Source organism: Novosphingobium sp. P6W (genome assembly GCF_000876675.2).
GTDB lineage: Bacteria > Pseudomonadota > Alphaproteobacteria > Sphingomonadales > Sphingomonadaceae > Novosphingobium.
This window is the reverse complement of the sequence record NZ_CP030353.1, coordinates 52,174-70,356: the sequence shown is the minus strand read 5'-3', so window position 1 is coordinate 70,356 and position 18,183 is coordinate 52,174. Positions and strand designations below refer to the sequence as shown.

Here is an 18,183-nt window from a genome sequence, read left to right as displayed (position 1 = left end):
CATGCTGATCCGCTGCGGATACGACATTCGATTTGAAAGCGACACGAAGACCGCGATGATGGCGATGCTCAGCCTTCATCCCTCGCGCCATCAGGACTTGCAGACACCGCAGCGCCTGTTCGCCGACCCGGACATCCCGCTTTACCATTTCGAGGATGGCTTCGGAAACGTCGCCACGCGGCTGGCCATTCCGCCCGGCGGGGTGACCCTGTCGTCCGATTTCGTGATCGAGGACAGCGGTGAACCCGATGCCCGCGCACCCGACGGACCGCAAACGCCTGTCGAAGATCTCCCGGATGCGGTCATGCCGTTCCTGCTGGGAAGCCGGTACTGCGAGACGGATCGCCTGATGGACGTGGCCTGGAGCAATTTCGGCAATCTGGCCTCGGCCCGCGACCGGGTGGATGCCATCGTCACCTTCGTACACAACCACATCGAGTTCGGCTATCACTACGCCCGGCCGGACAAGACCGCCTGGAACGGCTATCAGGAAAAGCAGGGCGTGTGCCGCGATTTTGCGCACCTCGCCATCACCCTGTGCCGCTGCATGAACATTCCTGCGCGTTACTGCACCGGATACCTGGGCGATATCGGCGTGCCGCCGGTCGATGCGCCGATGGATTTCAGCGCCTGGTTCGATGTTTATATCGATGGCGAGTGGTATACCCATGATGCACGCCACAATAAGCCGCGCATTGGCCGAATTCTGATGGCGCGTGGGCGCGATGCTACCGATGTCGCCTTGACGACGGCCTTTGGTCCGGCGAACCTCGTACGCTTCGAAGTGATTACGGATGAGGTCGACTCCATTGACTGATGCGCTCGCCAATGTGCTGCTGCGCCCCTGGGACGGACCGCTCGGCGCGCCGCCCTTCGCGGCCGTGCGCCCCGAGGACTTCATGCCCGCCTTCGAAACCGCGATAGCATGGCATCGGCAGGAACTGGCGGCCATTTCCGCGCAGACCGAACCCCCGACGTTCGACAATACGATCGCCGCGCTCGAACGATGCGGCGAAGCGCTGGGGCGGGTGAGGCGCGTGTTCTGGACGCTGTCGTCCGCACACGGCACGCCCGCGATCCGTGCGATCGAAGCGCAGGTTTCGGCGCTGCTCAGCGGCCATTCGACCGCTATCAGTCATGATCCTGCTCTCGCACAGCGCGTTGCCGCCGTCCATGCCGCTCGCCATGAAGCGGAGCTCGACGAGCAGCAGGTTCGCCTGGTCGAAACCAGTCACGCGGGCTTCCTGCGCGGCGGTGCGGGCCTTACGCCGGAACAGAAGCACAGGTTCGCCGAGATCGATGCGCGGCTCTCCGCTCTGTCTGTCCAGTTCGGTCAGAATGTTCTGGCGGCGACGTCCGACTGGGTGATGGATCTGGGCGTGGACGATCTGGCCGGGCTTCCTGCAGGGCTCTGCGACGCAGCGAAAGCGCGCGCGGGGGCGAAGGGGATGTCCGGTCGCTATCATATAACGCTGGACCGGACGGATTACGAAAGCTTCCTGAGCTTTTCGGAGCGGCGGGACCTGCGCGAAACCCTGTGGCGGGCCTTCACCGACCGCTGCGACGGCGGGCCGCATGACAACTGGCCGGTCATCGCCGAAACACTGGCGCTGCGGCAGGAACGCGCAGCCATGTTGGGTTATGCGGACCATGCCCGGTATGCGCTGGAAGACAGCATGGCGCACACCCCCGATGCCGCCGCTGATATGCTCGCCCAGTTGTGGGAGCCGGGCAAGCGCCGCGCTGCCGAGGAGGCGGCCGAACTGCAGGCCCTGATCGATGCCGAGGATGGCGGTTTCACGCTCGCTCCGTGGGACTGGCGTTTCTACGCCGAGAAAGTCCGCCGTTCGCGCTACGCCCTCGACGGCGCCGCGGTGGCGCAGCATCTGCGGCTGGATGCTGTCCGGCAGGCCGCGTTCGATACTGCCGCCCGCCTTTACGGCCTGTCCTTCACGCATCGGCCCGACATTCCCGGCTATCAGGCCGATGTCTGGGCATGGGAAGTGCGCGATGCCGCGCAAGCGCCCGTTGGCCTGCTCTTCACCGATTATCTCGCTCGTCCCGAGAAGCACGGCGGGGCATGGATGGGCAGCCTGCGCGTGCAGGAGACTATGGACGGGCAGGTGCTCCCGGTCGTCTACTTGGTCGCCAATTTCGCCGCCGCGCCGCCGCCGGATATTGCCTCCACCCGCCTGTCGATCGACGAGGCCCGGACGCTGTTCCATGAATTTGGCCATGCCCTGCACGGGCTGCTTTCACGCGTGACCTATCCCAGCCAGTCGGGCACGGCGGTAGCGCGGGACTTCGTCGAATTTCCCAGCAAATTCATGGAAAACTGGATCGTCAGCCGCGAGGTTTTGTCCGGGTTCGGCGTGCCCGATGGGCTGATCACTGCCATCCGCAACGCAGAAGCCTATGGTCAGGGTTTCGCGACGGTGGAACTGATCGGCTGCTCGCTGGTCGACCTTGCCATGCACCGTGCGGCTGGGGCCGCCGACGATCCCCGGACTTTCGTGGAAACAGAATTGCAATCGCTTGGGATGCCGCAGGAAATCGGTCTGCGTCACCGCTTCCCCTACTTCACCCATATTTTCGACGGCGGTTACGCCAGCGCATACTACAGCTATGCCTGGTCCGAAGCGCTGGACGCGGATGCATTCGAAGCGTTCGTCGCATCGGGCGATATCTTCGATGCGGCGCTTGCAGACCGTTTCCGCACCGAAATCCTTGAAGTGGGAGATACCCGCGACCCGATGGATTCGTTCAAGGCATTTCTCGGCCGTGCGCCCGATGCGGGTGCGTTGATGCGGGCAAGGCACCTTGTAGGCGCCTGACGTAGTTGTCCAAAGAGATGCGCGACATGCTTGTTGAAGGCGCGGCAGTCGCAATCACCGTAGAGGACTTGGCCGGAGAACCGCGCCTGCGCACCCCGCTCATGATGTATCTATTCCACCGGATCGACGAGCGACTGGACGGCACACCGTCGATGATCTTGATCGACGAGGGGTGGAAGGCGCTGGATGACGAAGTCTTCGCGGCCCGCATTGAGGCTTGGCTCAAGACCTTGCGCAAACGCAACGCACTGGTGGGCTTTGTGGGTGGGTCGGCACGCGAAGCACTCGGCAGCCGCGTTGCCTCGGCCTTGGTTGAACAGGCGGCGACGATGATCTTCATGCCCAATAGCCGTGCCCGCGCGGAGGATTATTGCAGCGGGTTCGGCCTCACCCGGCGCGAACTCGGCGTCATTCGAAGCCTTCCTGCGCACGGCCGATGTTTCCTGGTCCGGCAAGCCGATACGTCGATGGTGCTGCGGCTGGATCTTTCGCCATGCCAGAGGTCCTTGCAGTCCTTTCGGGCCGCGAAAATACCGGGCGCAGGCTCGGCAGCCTCCGCGAAAGCTGCGGTGATGCGTCCAAGACCTGGTATCCGCAAATGACCGGCCAGCCATGGCCGGGGGCGGACATGAATGACGCCTATGACCCAGCCTTCAACTGTATGGAAGCGGCCGAATGAGCACCGGCGCCGCGAGTTGCTGCCTGCCCGCGTGCTTGCGGACGCGCTAAGTCTCTAACCGGATACCTCTTTCGCACCGCTGCGGCCATGGTCCGGCCCGCCCGCCGGATCGCGTTGTGCTGGTGCTTGGGCTGCCGATCTGGCACGGCGCCCGCACTGGCCAACGGAAGGTGTTGAAACGCGTGAGGAAGTTTTCTGTTTGGCATATCGCCTGCATGTGCGCCGCAATTCTCGTCGGCGCGCTCTGCATGCCGGTAGCCTTGTCGACGACGGCGCGGGCAAGCACGATGGCCTCGGCGCAGGAGCGCACGCGCATGAAGGATGCGCTCACCAACGATGCAGCCCTCCCCAGTATTGCCCCGCAGGGCTACGACGTGACCATCGTCGTCTTTTCGGATTACCAGTGCCCTTATTGCCGCAAACTGCACGGGGACCTGAATCAGCTTCTGGCCGCAGATCGCAAGGTGCGTGTGGTATACCGTGACTGGCCGATCTTTGGCGGTGCCTCGCTTGAGGCGGCAAGGGCTGGGATGGCGTCCCGTTACCAGGGCAAGTATGCCGCGTTCAATGATGCGTTGATGAGCGGAGCGGTCAAGATGGACCAGGCGGATATTCGCCAAGCCGCGGTGCGAGCGGGTGTCGACTGGCCGCGCCTGAAGGCGGATCTGGCGCGCAACGCGGCCGTCATCGATGGTGCGCTGCGCAAGACGAACCAGTTGGCCAAGATGATCGGCCTCACCGGAACGCCGGGGCTGGTCATCGGAGACTACCTGATCCCCGGCGCGGTCGACGCTGCCACCTTGCGCGGCACCGTTCAAAAAGCGCGCCAGAACGCCCGGACTGCAGAGACGCGCCGCTGACCGAAGCGAAGGTTGGCACCCGGAAGGGCAGGCGTAGCGATCATCATCACCCCTCCGGCGCGTCTAACGTTGCGGGCGAGGGGGGTAGCGCCGCGTGCTCGTCTTTGAGAGCAGTTCCGGTAAGGCGGCGGCGGCGGGCCTGGGTCATCAGCCAGGCGAGCTTGTCTGCGGCCTGATCGGGTGTCAGGCCGTGGGGCGGGCGGATGTTGGACACGCAGTTGCGCTCTGCATCGGAGCGGCCGATGCGCGGAGCCCAGGTGAGGTAGGCGCCGAGGCTGTCAGGTGAACTGAGGCCGGGGCGCTCGCCGATCAGCACCAGCACCAGGTCCGCCGATAGCAGCGCGCCGATCTCGTCGCCTACCGCAACGCGGCCCTGCCGCACGATACCGATGGGTGCCCAGTTCCAGCCCGTCAGTCGCATCTGCAACGCGCGCACGAGCGCAGGCGCGTGGCTCTCCACGGCAGTGGCGGAAAGTCCGTCGGCGATTACCAGCGCGACATCGCAGGCGGTAGTGCCGCGATCTTTTAGCAGCAGACGTGAAGCTTGGTCGAGGCGGCGGCCGAGGTCGGGGCGGGCGAGATAAGTGGTGCGGTCTCCTGCGCCGGTCGCGAGGAGGAGCGGAGACGGAAACCCGGCCTGCACCAACGTTGCCGCCAGCGCATCGGCGTCCAGCGGGGTCTGCACGGCGTCCCGGGCAAGGGCATGGGCCATCTGGAATTCCAGCATCGGCGCGGTGGGCATGCCCGCCCCGGCGCGGCCCAGGCCGATGCGCGCAGGCGTTGCGCGCCGTAGCCGCGACGAGGGAAGGTCGGGCACGTCGCTCATCGGATCGCCTCGGGCAGCGCGAGCAGGGTCGGCGCGCGGTCGAAATCGACGGGGCGGATGCGGCCGGCGTCGTCCAGCAGGCCCACTGCGCCCAGCCATGCCTCGAATTCGGGCGCAGGGCGCAGGCCCAGCGTATCGCGGGCATACAGCGCGTCGTGGAAGCTGGTGGACTGGTAGCCCAGCATCACGTCGTCGGCGCCGGGTACGCCCATCACGAAGTTGACGCCGGCCACGCCCAGCAGCGTCAGCAGGGTGTCCATGTCGTCCTGATCGGCTTCGGCGTGATTGGTGTAACAGACGTCGCAGCCCATCGGCAGGCCCATCAGCTTGCCGCAGAAGTGGTCCTCCAGCCCGGCGCGGATGATCTGCTTGCCGTCGTATAGGTATTCCGGTCCAATGAAGCCGACCACGGTGTTGACCAGCAGCGGCGCGAATTCGCGCGCCACGGCATAGGCGCGCACTTCCATCGTCTGCTGGTCAACGCCGTGGTGGGCATTGGCCGAAAGCGCCGAGCCTTGCCCGGTTTCGAAGTACATGACGTTCTGGCCCACGGTGCCGCGCTTCAGCGACAGCGCCGCCTCGTGCGCCTCGCGCAGCATGGCCAGATCGATGCCGAAGCTGCGGTTGGCCGCCTCGCTGCCGGCGATCGACTGGAACACGAGGTCGACCGGCGCTCCGCGCTGGATCGCCGCGAGAGTGTTGGTGACGTGGGTGAGCACGCAGGCTTGCGTCGGGATGGCGTGGGCAAGGCGCACCTGATCGAGCATGTGCAGCAGGGTGCAGGCGGCATCCACGCTGTCGCTCGCGGGGTTGATGCCGATCACCGCGTCTCCGCAGCCCATCAGCAGGCCGTCGAGCACGGCGGCGGCAATACCCAGCGGATCATCGGCCGGGTGGTTGGGCTGGAGCCGCACCGCCAGCCGCCCCTTGAGGCCCAGCGTGTTGCGAAAGCGCGTGACGACCTCAATCTTGCGGGCCACGGCGATGAGGTCCTGGTTGCGCATCAGCTTGGAGACGGCGGCCACCATCTCGGGCGTCAGGCCGGGGCTGACAGCGGCGATCAACGCGCCGCTGGTGGTGTCCGCCAGCAACCATTCGCGAAATTTCCCGACCGTGAGGTGCGAGAGCGCGGCGAAGGCGGCAGCGTCATGGCCGTCGAGAATCAGCCGCGTCACTTCGTCCGTTTCATAGGGGACGAGGGCGTCGGTGAGCAGGTCGGCGAGCGGCATGTCGGCCAGCACCATGCGCGCAGCGACGCGTTCGAGGTTGCTGCGCGCCGCCAGCCCGGCAAGAGCGTCACCGGACCGCGCCGGACTGGCCGCTGCAAGCAGGACGGCGAGGCTGGCGAACGTGTGGCGAACGGCGCCAAGGTCGATCCTGTACATCGTTTCAGCTATCCAACAGCAGCGTATCCTCGGATCTGAACGCCAGTGTGACCGGCCCGGTTTCAAACCGGCCCTCGGTCTTGGCACCGATGAGGTGGTCGCGGACGCGGATAGTATAGGCTTTGCGCGCACTCAGGAAGGTGCCGCGCACCGAGATCATCGGTTTAGTGTCTCAGCAAAGCGCGTCGTACAGTTTCGGGGCAAGGTAGAGGCGGTGCGTCGCTCGCGTACAGGCCACATAGAGAAGGTTGATTTGCTGGTCAGCCTCGACGGCCTTGGTTGCATCCTTGAGGCGGCGTGCGGCAAGGTCGGCGGGGTCCTCGAAATCGTCGAGGACGACGACGGTGTCGAATTCGCGCCCCTTGGCCTTGTGCGCGGTGGAGACGATCAGCGCGGCATCGCCCTCGCGTTCGCGGTGCAGCGTGCCTAGGCGCGAGAGAATGCCGGGCAGGCGTTCGCCGTGACGGTCGACGATATCGCGCAGGCGGCGCGCTTCGCCGTCGCCGCGGTCGGCGGCATGGTCGAACAGCGCCCATGATGTGAACCGCGCCACGCCGGGATCCACAACCTGATGATGACGGCGCTGGCGCAGCGCCAGGGCGGAGGAAAGCTGGCGTTGCAGGTCGGTGACGCCGCCGATCAGGTGAAACGGCTGCTCGATGGCTGCAAGACTCTCGAACAGGCGCGCATTGGTGCGGGCGAGGATGGCGGTGCCCGGACGCGGTTGTAGCTTGCCGGCGTAACGCAGGACTTGCGTCTCGCGGTCGGGGTTGCCGTGCAGCTTGTGGCGCGGCGGCGTGGAATTGCGGCGCAGGATGCTGTTGGCGAGTGCGGCGACCTCGGGGCCAAAGCGCCAGCTTTGCGTGAGCGGCAGTTCGGCAGCGTCGAATTCGTCCATGGCGTCTACCGCGCCGCGAAAGCGGTAGATCGACTGGTAGGGATCGCCGACCACGATCGTCGGCAGTGCGGCCTTTTTGGCGATCGAGATCAGCACCGGATTCAGGTCCTGCGCCTCGTCAAGCAGCAGATATTTGAACCCGCCCTCGATCTTGTGCCACAGCTCGAAAGCCTTGAGATAAGTGTCATGGGTGATCGGCAGGTCGTGCTTCTCGAACTTGAGCAGCTTCTTGACGATCTCGCGAGTCATCCCGCGCACGGCCATCCTCTGCGACTTGCTGGTGAGGTCGCAGTGGTCGGGGCGGATTTTCGAGCCGGCGTCGATCAGGAAATTGTCGATCGTGCGCAGGATCGCGGCGCGCACTTGCCAGTCGCTCAGGCCCGGCACCGGATCGATCAGGGAAGTGAAGGCGCGCAGGTGCTCCTGCCGGTAGTGGGGAACCAGTTCTCCCTTGCGGTTGCCGACATCGAGCGCCCGGTGCGCGAAGCTGTGTGCGGTGCGCGTCTGGATGATCGGCGCGAATTTCCGGCCCGCCTCATCGGCGATGGCGCGGTTGAAAGCTAGGTATAGCGCGGGCGCGGTCCAGCGCTTGCCGTAATGGACGAGCGTTGAAGTCTTGCCGCATCCGGCGCCGGCAACGACTTTGATCGTATCGGTGGGCGGCCGGTCGAGAATGGTCTGCTGCTCGGGCGTTGGTATCATCGCCGCCTGATCGCGAGGTGGGAGCGAGACGTCAAGCGGCCTGCATCTGCCCGTACACGGCGGAGATTGTCAGGGCCTGAATGCCTGCCTAAGCTCGGGTTCGAAGAATGCGAGGGCATTGATGGCGATCGGTCGAGATACATTGCGTGCGTTTCTCCCAGCGCATTTCACACCGACACCCGACATATGATCGTGCGCACCGGGATCGGCGAATGACGTTGGAAGCACAGGCAAGAGCAGCGCTCAAATGCGGCAACCTGCCGGCTGCCGCTGCTGCCGCGAAGGCGCTTGCCTTGAACAGCCCGGATCAGGCAGCAGGCTTCTTTCTGCTTGGCGTGGTGGCTGCAGAGGCGGGGCAGATCGCAAAAGCAGTTCCCTTGATCGAAGCCGCCGTGGAACGCGGTCCAAAGGCCGAGCATCTGGCCCAGCTTGCAAGGCTGCTTATTCTCCTGCGGCGTGATGGCGAGGCTGCCGATGCCGCGCGCCGGGCCATGGAACTTTCGCCCGCTGACGCGCTGACGCTGGATACCATCGGATGCGTTCTGGCCCGTCTGGGCGATCACGAGGCGTCGGTCATTCCATTTGGTGCAGCGGTGGCGGCTGAGCCGGACAATCTGGATTATCGCTACAATCTGGCGGCGGCCAGCGGCTTTACCGGCCGGGTAGCGGATGCGCGTGCGCATTATGAGACCATCCTGGCCAAGGAGCCCGGGGATGCGCGTGTTCACTATGCGCTCGCCATTCTTTCCCGGCAGACGGCGCATGCCAACCATGTGCCGCGACTGGAAACGGCTTTGGCCGGTGCGCGCAGGCCCGAGGACGCGCTGCGCATCCGCTATGCCCTGGCAAAGGAACTGGAGGACGTTGGCAATACCGCCGGGGCCTTCCAGCACCTGTCTGCCGCCAATGCCGCGCATAAGCAGGCGATCCGTTATGATTTCGCGCAGGACGCTGCGATATTCGACGGGATCGAGGCAATATTCGGCAACTCCGCCACTGCCCTTGCTACCGGGGCCGAAACGGTAAGCGCAGCGCCCATCTTCGTGGTGGGGATGCCCCGTACCGGCACCACTTTGGTAGATCGCATCTTGTCCTCACACCGTGATGTCGAGGCGGCGGGGGAGCTTCAGGCCATGGCGCTTGCAGTAAAACAACTGGCGGGCACGCCATCGCGCAGTGTCATCGACCCCGCTACGATCGCGGCGAGCGCAGATGCCGATCCCGCCATGATTGGGGAGGCCTATCTGGCGCGCGCTGCCCACCACCGGCGCAGCGATAAGGTGCGGTTTACGGATAAGTTGCCGGCCAACTTCCTGTACATTGGCCACATTGCGCGGGCTTTGCCCGACGCGCGGATCGTCTGCCTGCGCCGGGGCCCCATGGATACGGTCTGGAGCAACTACAAAAACCTCTTCGCCAGCCAGTCCGCTTATTACGCCTATTCCTACGACCTCATGGATACGGCCCGTTACTATGCCCGCTTCAACCGGCTGATGGCCTTGTGGGAGAAGGTTTTCCCCGGCCGGGTGTTGCAACTGTCTTATGAAACGTTGGTCGCCGACCAAGAGGGCCAGACGCGGGGCCTGCTGGAGCATTGCGGGTTGGAGTGGGACGAAGCGTGCCTGTCGTTTCATGAAAACAGCGCGGCTGTGGCAACGCCCAGTGCGGCGCAGGTTCGCCGGCCGATCAACGCCGATGGCGTGGGGAAATGGCGGTCTTATCAAGAGGCACTGGAGCCGGTGCGGGCCTGGCTGCAGGCACAGGGCATCGAGACCGACTAGCAGCGTCTTGCATAACGGAAGAGAGGCGCTTTCCCTTTGTCGGGAGAGCGCCTCTCTTATTTGCAGGTATCAGTACTTGAAGCGGGCTTCGACGCCGAACGTACGCGGGTTTACGATCGTTTGGCGGTAGTAACGCACGGCAACACCGTCGTTCACGCCGATGCGTGAACGATCCTGGCCAACCGAAGCCACCGCGTACTTGTCGAAGATATTGTTTGCGAACAGGGTGATGCTGTACTTGTCGGTTTCATAGGAAAGCGCGGCGCGGTGCAGCACGTAACTTGGGACCTTGACGCCATAGCCCCGGTCCCAGCCCAGCCGTGACACCAGATTGCCGCGGTAGGTTGTGGTCCAGTTGGCGATCAGGTTCCCGTCCATCATCGGTATGGTGTAGGTGGCGCCGAGGCTGCCGGAGTTCTTCGCCGAGCCGGGGAGGCGATCGCCGTCCAGCGCGTCGAGTTGGGTGAACTTCGGCCGTCCGTCGTAGTTGTTCGGGGTGGTGCGGACGGTGATGATGCCGGGCACATCCTCGGTCAGCTTGGCATCGGTGTAGGAATATGTCCCTTGGATCGACAGCTGGGGAATGGGCTTGAACTGGAACGAAGTTTCGAAGCCCTGGGATTTGGCTGCGCCGCCGTTCACGGTGATCCCGGTCACGCCATAGAACGTCGCGGAATCGACCTGGATGCCCTCCCATTTGATATGGAATACATCGAAGTTGAAGGTCAGTTTGCGATCGAACAGCTGCATACGCATGCCGATTTCGGCATTTTTTGTCTTGTCCGGGCCATATTGAATTTCGTTCGGCAACGCGCAGGCGTTCTGCTGGTTGGCCGGCACCGGATCGGGGCAGGGCGCTACGCGGTTCGGGCCGCCGATGCGATAGCCTTTGCTGTAGGTGGCGTAGAACATCAGGTCAGGCGTAAAGTTATACGAGGTATTGAACTTCCAAACCCAGCCGTCCTGCTTCGCCTTGCCGCCCGACGGAGTGAGGTCGTAAGGGCTGAGCGGATCGCCCAGCAGTGGAAGAACAAGAGCGCCCTGGACGGTAGAAGTATACTTGAAATACCGCGCGCCGCCGGTGACCTGCCACTGCGGCGTGACGCGGAAGGTGCCTTCGCCGAAGATGGCCTTTTCCGTCACCTTGGACTTGGTGTAGCTGACGTATTCGAGGTCCTCGGGGTTGTTTGGAACACCGTAAAAATCCGAAAGGCCCGGGACGTGTTCGGCATAGTCGTTGTGGTATTTCTGTTCGTTGTAGAAGCCGCCCAGAACCCAGCTGAACGGGCCGCCGTGGCGTGAAACCAGGCGAACTTCCTGGTTGAACTGCTTGCGACGGTTGTCAGTTTCGTTCCAGCTCGAAAACGCCGGGAACAGTTCGTAGTCGTAGTCCAGGTCTAGCAGCAGGTCGGTGTTGTCCGTCTGCGAACGCCCCCGGACGTTGGTATAGGCGCTTGTCGAGACGAGGTCTGCGATATCCGCGATGTTCGCGTTGATTTCCATGCTGGCAAGGTGAGCGCGGCGGTTGACCGGCTCGGCATAGCGGCTGGCGTTTTCGTACTTGCCCGTCCCCAGCACGCCGGCGCTGTTGGACTGGGCGCCATCGGTCTTTGTCCGCTGGAAGGCGTAAGTGAAGATTACCTTGAGGTCTTCGGTTGTCTGGACGAGCAGCTGGTTGCGCGTGGTGAAGGTCTTCTCGAAGTTGAGATCCTCGCGCTTGTGCAGGTTGGCGGTGTAGTCCGCGCCGGTCGGACGATCGGTGCCGCTGGGTTGGGGCAAGGATACGCCGGGCTCGTTGATGAGCAGCGGATAATCGATGAAACCGGGATCGTAGTAATAGCCGGTGGCGGACCGGAAGGCGATGTGATCCTTCACGATCGGAATGTTGATCATCCCGTCGACCTGATAGCCGGGCTTGCTGCCATGGTCCTTGCTGTAGAAGCGGCCATGCATTTCGCCTTCGTATTCATCCACGTTCGGGCGGTTCGGGATATAACGGATCGCGCCTGCCAGCGTGCCGAGGCCGTAGAGCGTACCTTGCGGACCGAGCAGCGTTTCCACGCGTGCGATGTCGAGCAGCTTGAAGTCGTAGTAGAGTGGAACTTCGCCCAGATAGACGCCAAGGGAGTCGTCGTAGCTGGCGCCATTGGAGCCCACGTCGGAAGCGTTCAGGCCGCGCAGCACGATCGATCCGGTTGAGCCCGGCCCTGTGTCCGAAATCGTCATACCGGGGGTGAAGTCGGCGAGATCGCGCACATCGTCGATCCGCTGGCGAGCGAGTTCCTCGGAACCGATTGCCTGGATGTTGATCGGCGCATCCATGATCGTCGTCGTACGGCGGGTGCCGGTCACGACGATGGCATTGCCGTCATCGGAGACTGCGGCGTCCTGCGCCATAGCGGGCGTTACGAATGCTGTGCCCGTAAACACGGTTGCCGATAACAGCCCCGCTCTCAGTTTTGCGCGATATGACATATGCTTCCCCGTTCATGGTTAAGATTTTTGCCGCGCCTTGGACTGCTCCTGCCAGAAGCCGAGGGGCGTTCTTTGCTTTTATCGATGCGCCGGCCACCGCTTGACGGATGTTTTGCAGACGCACTTCTTGCTCTCGACGTTCTCGGGAACTCGTCGAGGTAGTTGCTCCATTATTGATTTCGAATGTCCGCTGCGGATCAGTGGGCGGCGGACGCGTTACGCATTTGCCTGATCCTTGCGATCAGGGGTTGGAACGGGAACATGAACTGTTCCAGGATCGACAGCCTCCTGCACTCGTCCTGCCCGACAACAGCCGCTTCGCCTTCGCGGTAGGTGCCGAAAACACGGTCGAGGAAGATCAGCGAATTACCGTAGTTGCAGCGGGTGCTTTCGTAATCCGTTGAATGATGCAGGCTGTGATGGCGGATCGTCGTGAAGAAGAACGAATAGAACTTGGGCGGATCGGCGCGAACATTGGCGTGGGCGAAAGTGGAGACCACCCCAAGGACGTTGAATGCGCAGAACTTGGCCGAAAGCGGAAGATCGAACAGCGCCAATACGCTGAGGCTGATAAGGAACAACTCGATCGGATTGCCCACCGCGCCCTTCGCGGCATTCAGCTGCGTGATGTGATGATGCGGGGCGTGGGTCAGCCAGAACGGGGTCCAGTTATGCATCAGGCGGTGCATCCAGTACTGGCCGAACTCGATGACGAAAATCACGAGCGCGACTTGCACGATGAACGGCAGATGCATCGCCCATTGAGTAGTGATGCCCAGCGATGTCTTGAATGCAAGCAGCGGATCTTCTGCCAGCGTGGTCGAAACCCAGGAAATCACGGTGGAACTCAAAACCACGTAAAACAGGTCCGTCGCGAATTCGCGCTTGTTCATGCGCCAACCCGGATGCCGTTCATGGACCAGTTCAAGTCCAAGCACGATCAGGGTGGTAAGCGAAGAGGCCAGGATGATGGACCAGCCATTGTCGACCCAGGACTTCGGTGCATAGGCCCAGAACAGTATGACGGCCGCCACGAAGGCAGGCGGGACCAGATGGAACAGGCGGTCCTTCAGGGAGCCGTCGGTCTGGGCGGCCGCAATATGCAGGCGTGAGGAACTGTACGCAGACGCGGGATTTGCGTTGGAGTTAGCAGCGCCGGTGACTGATTGCTCGTCACTCGAAAGAACCGCCTTGTCGACCGTCAGTTGTTCCATCGAAAATCCCTCATCCAAACCGGCGAAGCGGTTTGCCGTTACAGATTTCCTTTCCCTGTTGTCATCGCTCTGATCGGCGACATGGCATACGGTATGGATATTACCTTTCTCGTCAAGAGTATTATTGTCACGAGAATGCCTTTTGACCATGAGGCGCTGAAGGTGTGGGAAAACTGCCATCTGTTCGCCGCTGCAAGGGCGTTTTGCGGCACGCGATTTTTTCACTTCGGCGAACGAGATCGCAGGCGTGGTAATAAATCCGGCGGCCTCATCGCCGCCGACTCGTCGCTACCTCAGGTATAGCGATAGGGGTTCTTGTCGATCGTCGTGGTCCCGCGCGTCTGGTTGCACAGGAAAACCGTACCGGTGAAATAGATGCCGGGCTCGGTGATCGTCTGAGCCATGGCAAACGCATCGCGAAGTTGCTGGACCGTCATCTCCACGGGGGCCTCGTCAGGCTGGTAGGTCATGCCATAGGCATAGTCCTGACCATCCTTGCTGATCTCTACATGGCAGCCCATCACATGGCTTACCGGATGCGTATCACAGAACGCGATCAGCCGTTTCATGCTGTCGAACCAAGGCTGCCAGAAACTGATGTAGCAGCGCCCGCGGTAGAACATGTCCCCGGTGTAGAGGATCTGGGTGTAGCTGTCGTAGTAGGCGAATTCCGAAACGACATGGCCGGGCGATCCCCAGATCAGGATTTCGCGCCCGCCCAGATCCAGCGTTACCCGCTCTTCCGGGAAATTGGTCATGCCCCAGAAGCCGACCATCTCATCATGCGTAAGCCCCATGTAGCGGGTATTCGGGCGATCCGCGAACTGGTTGGTCGCTGCGTAATGGTCGGCATGGAGGTGGCTGAACGCGACCAGCAGTTCCAGGCTGGCGGGATCGCGGCCGTTGCGCGCGCACCATTCGGCGATGCACTGGTCCACGGTGCCGCGCAGGTCCCAGTCGTTACGCAGTTGCACGAAGCCTTCGTCGAGCAGCAGTACGCGGTCGTTGCCGAAATAGAGCGGCGCGAAGGGCGCCTCGTAGCTGTACCCCTTGTTCTGGCGCAGGATCGCCGTATGCGGGTTGTACCAATGAACCTGTACCGGCGGATCGGTGTTGTCCATGCACGACGAGGAACCGCAAATCCACCGCTTGGGGAAGCTGCCGGGTGCCGGGACGTTGCTTGTGAAATCGACAGGGGCCGGGCGGACCGCGGCGGATGCCGCTTCGGTCAGGCCGGCAAGCGCGGCCCCGGTCAGCGGGATTGCGGCGACCGCCGCGTTGTAGCTCAGGAATGCGCGGCGATCCACGACTGCTCTCCTTATCGTCAGAAGAGACGCGGGGGATTGATGTTCGGTACGCCCTCGGGCCAGACCTGCGTTCGCTGGTCGGGACTGACGCCGTTGAAAAGCGCGAAGTCGGGGCGGATCAGCATCATGTCCTTGCCTTGCACCTCGCGGGCATACTGGAGAGCCTCGTCGATCAGTGCAGGCACCATTTCCAGCACACGCTCGTAGGGTTTGTAAGTGGCGAAGCGCGGATAGTATTTTCCGGGCACGAACATCATTTCGACGTGGCCGCCAAGGAGCCATTTCACCCCGTGCTTGCCTGCGAATGCCTTCAAACGCTCAAGCGATGCAACAAAATCGCCATCGTTGCCGATGTTGATCTTGCCGGGGAACAGCAGGTCGCCGGTGAAGAGGAACTGGCAATAGGGATCGTAGAAAGTCACACCGTCCTTGTGCGTGCCGGGTGTCGGGACAACCTCGATTACCCGGTCACCAAGGTCGATTTTGCCGGTGCCCGAGGGCCAACTGCCCTGCAGTCCGTAGAAGCGCTGCATCACGGCCAAAGGTTTTGGCACGATGGTGGTTTCCGCCCGCCCGGCGAACTGCACCAACCCCTGATTTTGCGCAATGTCTTCGCCAGATGTCAGGGCAACGGTCAGGGGAACCTTGCTGCGGCCACGCGCCTGCCCCCAGCGGGTGATGATGGCGTCGACCGTCTCTCGCAGCGGGTAATGGGCCGGCGTGGGGGTAGCGCCGGTGTCTATCAACAAGGCGCCCTTGTTGCCGAACAACAGGTAAGTGAACGGCGCTTCCCAGTGTACGCAGACATTCTGGCGCAGCACGAAGGTGTCTTCGTTGTACTGCACGACCTGAACACGCGGATCGCGGTTTCTGGCGGCCACGTTGGAGCCGTAAGTCCATCGGAAGCCCAGGTTGCCGGGTGCGGGGCCGTCACAGGCGTAATCGTGAGCCACCGGCGCCTTACGGTGCAGAGGCACAGCGCTGTCGGTGTTGCGTACGCCCGGCGGGTTGTAGCCCAGTTCGGGATTGCCGTTCGGATATGCCCGTCCCGTGGCGGACTGAGGATTACCGGATAATGCTGGATTATAGACCGAACCCTGCGCCACAGAATTCTCCAAATCGACTTCGAGCGGCAAAATTCCGCTCGAACCACCAGAACGATATCGATATTACAGATTTGCGCAATGGTAATATTACGGATTTGGCATGGCACTGTGGATCGGCGCATTCCGCTCATCCCATGGCGGCTGTCATAATCGTCGGACATGATATAGGGGATGGCCTGATACCCGTGCACGGAACCGGCGCAGCATCGCAGCGATCTGCCCGCGTCCTACCGGTTCACCGGGATGGACGAACGTTTTTGCACTGTAGGATATAGTGATGATGGTTGAGAGGGACGCAGCTTGAGCACCGACCCCGGCAGTCTTGCCCGGCTCAGTATGAGCCTTCCAGCCGAGCTGTTTCGCCAATTGGACGTCATGGTCGAAGAACGCGGGCTGCCTTCCCGTTCGCAGCTTATTGCCGAACTGATCCGCCATGCCCTTGCCGAGCATGAGGCGCAGACACGTCCCGAAGAGATGCTCGCAGGCACGATCACGCTGGTCTACCGGGGAGACCGGGGTAGGGTTCGCCAGCAGCTCGCCGAGAGTCAGGCCGAGTATCTGAAGGAAGTCATCTCGTCCCAGCACGTCTTTCTTGAAGATGACCAGTCGCTTGAAGTTTTGCTGGTGCAGGGGCCGGCAACCCGGTTGAAAGACTTGTGTGACGCACTGCGCAGCATTCGCGGCGTGCATCAGCTTCAGCTTGTTACCACCACCGCGCTGCTGCCGCCGCTCCACGAGCAGGAAGGCCGTGAGCACGAAGATGCCGTGCGCCCCCGAAGGCAGCAACCCAAGAATGAAATCGCTGCATGACCGGACGCCGGGTTCTCGCGGGGCCGGAACCGATCTTGCCGATGTGATTGCAGAGATATCGTCCTCGCGCCTTGTGTCGATGGGGATTGGCTCTGCAACGGGCATAACGCCCGTTCAGTATTACAGACTCATAAGGTCGTAATATTTTCTGATGGACAACCTTTCAAATCGCGGCGATGCTGCATTGCGAAAGGGGACCCGAGTCATGATCGTATCGATCCGTAGAATAGCCAAGGTCGCAATGATGGCCGGAGCGCTTTTCACCGCCGGTTGCTCGCAGACATCCGGCGATGCCTCGGCAAAGCGCACCGAATTCAATATCGGATGGTCGATCTATGCCGGGTGGATGCCCTGGCCCTACGCCCAGCAGGCGGGGATCGTGAAGAAGTGGGCCGACAAGTACGGCATCAAGATCAACATCGTTCAGGTCAACGACTACGTCGAATCGGTCAATCAATACACTGCCGGCAAGCTCGACGGTGTAACGGTTGCCAACATGGATGCGCTGACGATTCCTGCCGCTGGCGGCAAGGATACCAGCGCCATCATCGTCGGCGATTATTCGAACGGTAACGACGGTATCCTGATGAAGGGCGCGGGCGACCTGAAGGCCATCAAGGGCAAGCAGGTCAACCTCGTCGAGCTTTCGGTCTCCCACTATCTGCTTGCCCGCGGCCTGAGTTCGGTCGGCCTGTCGATGAGCGACGTCAGGACGATGAATACCGGCGATGCAGATATCGTCGGCGCTTTCGCAAGCGCGGACGTTACCGCAGCGGTTGCCTGGAATCCGCAGCTTTCCACTATGAAGGCCCAGCCCGGCGCGAAGGAAGTGTTCAGCTCCGCAGACATTCCGGGCGAAATTCTTGACCTGCTGGTGGTCGATACCGCCACGCTCAAGGCCAATCCCAATCTGGGCAAGGCGCTTGCCGGCATCTGGTACGATACCGTGGCGCTGATGAAGCGTCAGGATGCCGAAGGCAAGGCTGCCCGCGCGGGGATGGCCAAGCTGGCAGGTGCAACGCCTGAGGCTTTCGACAGCCAGCTCACCACTACGTACCTTTACGCCGACCCCAAGGCGGCGGTGGCGGCCACCGCCGCCCCGGCACTGGTGACCACGATGACGCGCGTGCGCGACTTCAGCTTCTCCAAGGGTCTGTTCAAGGGCGCCGCCTCGGCCGACGCGGTGGGCATTTCGTTCCCGGGCGGCAAGACGCTCGGCGATCCCCAGCATGTGACCCTGCGCTTCGACGAAAGCTACATGAAGCTGGCGGCCGACGGAAAGCTCTGACCGCTGTAACCCCGCTTC

Annotated in this window: 14 protein-coding genes and 1 pseudogene; 7 read left to right on the top strand and 8 right to left on the bottom strand. The window is 62.5% G+C overall.

Features of this window, described 5'->3' with window-relative positions:
* Nucleotide 1: 1 nt before the first annotated feature.
* The 4 genes and pseudogenes from TQ38_RS16845 (at nt 2) to TQ38_RS16830 (ending at nt 4,373) form a co-directional block, all read left to right on the top strand.
* On the top strand, nt 2–817 hold the full coding sequence (locus TQ38_RS16845) for a transglutaminase family protein (RefSeq protein ID WP_043974776.1): 816 nt from the start codon (nt 2–4) through the stop codon (nt 815–817).
* Nucleotides 795–2,834, top strand: coding sequence for a M3 family metallopeptidase (locus TQ38_RS16840; protein ID WP_370059816.1), 2,040 nt, complete (start codon nt 795–797; stop codon nt 2,832–2,834). Before TQ38_RS16845 ends, TQ38_RS16840 begins: the two co-directional genes overlap by 23 nt.
* 68 nt (nt 2,835–2,902) lie before the next feature.
* Nucleotides 2,903–3,513, top strand: a pseudogene (locus tag TQ38_RS16835) (VirB4 family type IV secretion system protein); the annotation flags it as partial.
* A 116-nt stretch (nt 3,514–3,629) separates the two neighbouring features.
* Nucleotides 3,630–4,373 carry a DsbA family protein gene (locus TQ38_RS16830; protein WP_162792272.1) on the top strand — a complete coding sequence of 248 codons (744 nt, stop codon included), beginning with the start codon at nt 3,630–3,632 and terminating at the stop codon, nt 4,371–4,373.
* Between the two features lie 46 nt (nt 4,374–4,419).
* Here TQ38_RS16830 and eutC read toward each other — a convergent pair whose 3' ends face one another.
* Genes eutC through TQ38_RS16815 form a run of 4 tightly spaced genes read right to left on the bottom strand, consistent with a single transcriptional unit; the run spans nt 4,420 to nt 8,184 of the window.
* A complete protein-coding gene (gene eutC / locus TQ38_RS16825) occupies nt 4,420–5,199 on the bottom strand; it encodes an ethanolamine ammonia-lyase subunit EutC (RefSeq protein ID WP_043974769.1) in 780 nt (259 codons plus the stop codon).
* A complete protein-coding gene (locus TQ38_RS16820) occupies nt 5,196–6,584 on the bottom strand; it encodes an ethanolamine ammonia-lyase subunit EutB (RefSeq protein WP_043974766.1) in 1,389 nt (462 codons plus the stop codon). The genes eutC and TQ38_RS16820 overlap by 4 nt, the downstream gene beginning before the upstream one ends.
* A gap of 4 nt (nt 6,585–6,588) precedes the next feature.
* A complete protein-coding gene (locus TQ38_RS30005) occupies nt 6,589–6,744 on the bottom strand; it encodes a hypothetical protein (RefSeq protein WP_162792271.1) in 156 nt (51 codons plus the stop codon).
* A gap of 12 nt (nt 6,745–6,756) precedes the next feature.
* Nucleotides 6,757–8,184: a UvrD-helicase domain-containing protein gene (locus TQ38_RS16815; protein WP_043974763.1), complete on the bottom strand. Its 1,428-nt coding sequence runs from the start codon at nt 8,182–8,184 to the stop codon at nt 6,757–6,759.
* A gap of 212 nt (nt 8,185–8,396) precedes the next feature.
* Here TQ38_RS16815 and TQ38_RS16810 point away from each other — a divergent pair, with 212 nt between their 5' ends.
* Nucleotides 8,397–9,965: a sulfotransferase gene (locus TQ38_RS16810; RefSeq protein WP_043974761.1), complete on the top strand. Its 1,569-nt coding sequence runs from the start codon at nt 8,397–8,399 to the stop codon at nt 9,963–9,965.
* A 69-nt stretch (nt 9,966–10,034) separates the two neighbouring features.
* On the opposite strand, the gene TQ38_RS16805 is transcribed toward TQ38_RS16810, so the two are convergent.
* The 4 genes from TQ38_RS16805 to TQ38_RS16785 all read right to left on the bottom strand — a co-directional run bounded on the left by TQ38_RS16805 (nt 10,035) and on the right by TQ38_RS16785 (nt 16,067).
* A complete protein-coding gene (locus tag TQ38_RS16805; protein ID WP_043974759.1) occupies nt 10,035–12,440 on the bottom strand; it encodes a TonB-dependent receptor in 2,406 nt (801 codons plus the stop codon).
* Nucleotides 12,441–12,637: 197 nt separating this feature from the next.
* Nucleotides 12,638–13,654, bottom strand: a complete 1,017-nt coding sequence (locus TQ38_RS16800; RefSeq protein ID WP_082057644.1) for a sterol desaturase family protein — start codon at nt 13,652–13,654, stop codon at nt 12,638–12,640.
* A 293-nt stretch (nt 13,655–13,947) separates the two neighbouring features.
* On the bottom strand, nt 13,948–14,961 hold the full coding sequence (locus tag TQ38_RS16790) for an MBL fold metallo-hydrolase (protein ID WP_043974756.1): 1,014 nt from the start codon (nt 14,959–14,961) through the stop codon (nt 13,948–13,950).
* A 17-nt stretch (nt 14,962–14,978) separates the two neighbouring features.
* A complete protein-coding gene (locus TQ38_RS16785; RefSeq protein WP_043975142.1) occupies nt 14,979–16,067 on the bottom strand; it encodes an MBL fold metallo-hydrolase in 1,089 nt (362 codons plus the stop codon).
* A gap of 300 nt (nt 16,068–16,367) precedes the next feature.
* Between TQ38_RS16785 and TQ38_RS16780 the strand changes: the two genes are divergently transcribed.
* Together TQ38_RS16780 and TQ38_RS16775 are read left to right on the top strand one after the other, a co-directional pair.
* Nucleotides 16,368–16,877 carry a CopG family ribbon-helix-helix protein gene (locus TQ38_RS16780; RefSeq protein ID WP_205316157.1) on the top strand — a complete coding sequence of 170 codons (510 nt, stop codon included), beginning with the start codon at nt 16,368–16,370 and terminating at the stop codon, nt 16,875–16,877.
* Between the two features lie 205 nt (nt 16,878–17,082).
* Nucleotides 17,083–18,165 carry a putative urea ABC transporter substrate-binding protein gene (locus TQ38_RS16775; protein ID WP_043974754.1) on the top strand — a complete coding sequence of 361 codons (1,083 nt, stop codon included), beginning with the start codon at nt 17,083–17,085 and terminating at the stop codon, nt 18,163–18,165.
* Nucleotides 18,166–18,183 lie beyond the last annotated feature (18 nt).

What these genes read in the sequence shown, in the direction of transcription:
- TQ38_RS16815 (WP_043974763.1), bottom strand. Translation starts at nt 8,184, where the DNA reads ATGATACCAACGCCCGAGCAGCAGACCATTCTCGACCGGCCGCCCACC.
- TQ38_RS16805 (WP_043974759.1), bottom strand. Translation starts at nt 12,440, where the DNA reads ATGTCATATCGCGCAAAACTGAGAGCGGGGCTGTTATCGGCAACCGTG.
- TQ38_RS16800 (WP_082057644.1), bottom strand. Translation starts at nt 13,654, where the DNA reads ATGGAACAACTGACGGTCGACAAGGCGGTTCTTTCGAGTGACGAGCAA.
- TQ38_RS16840 (WP_370059816.1), top strand. Translation starts at nt 795, where the DNA reads ATGAGGTCGACTCCATTGACTGATGCGCTCGCCAATGTGCTGCTGCGC.
- eutC (WP_043974769.1), bottom strand. Translation starts at nt 5,199, where the DNA reads ATGAGCGACGTGCCCGACCTTCCCTCGTCGCGGCTACGGCGCGCAACG.
- TQ38_RS30005 (WP_162792271.1), bottom strand. Translation starts at nt 6,744, where the DNA reads ATGATCTCGGTGCGCGGCACCTTCCTGAGTGCGCGCAAAGCCTATACT.
- TQ38_RS16810 (WP_043974761.1), top strand. Translation starts at nt 8,397, where the DNA reads ATGACGTTGGAAGCACAGGCAAGAGCAGCGCTCAAATGCGGCAACCTG.
- TQ38_RS16845 (WP_043974776.1), top strand. Translation starts at nt 2, where the DNA reads ATGCTGATCCGCTGCGGATACGACATTCGATTTGAAAGCGACACGAAG.
- TQ38_RS16820 (WP_043974766.1), bottom strand. Translation starts at nt 6,584, where the DNA reads ATGTACAGGATCGACCTTGGCGCCGTTCGCCACACGTTCGCCAGCCTC.
- TQ38_RS16775 (WP_043974754.1), top strand. Translation starts at nt 17,083, where the DNA reads ATGATCGTATCGATCCGTAGAATAGCCAAGGTCGCAATGATGGCCGGA.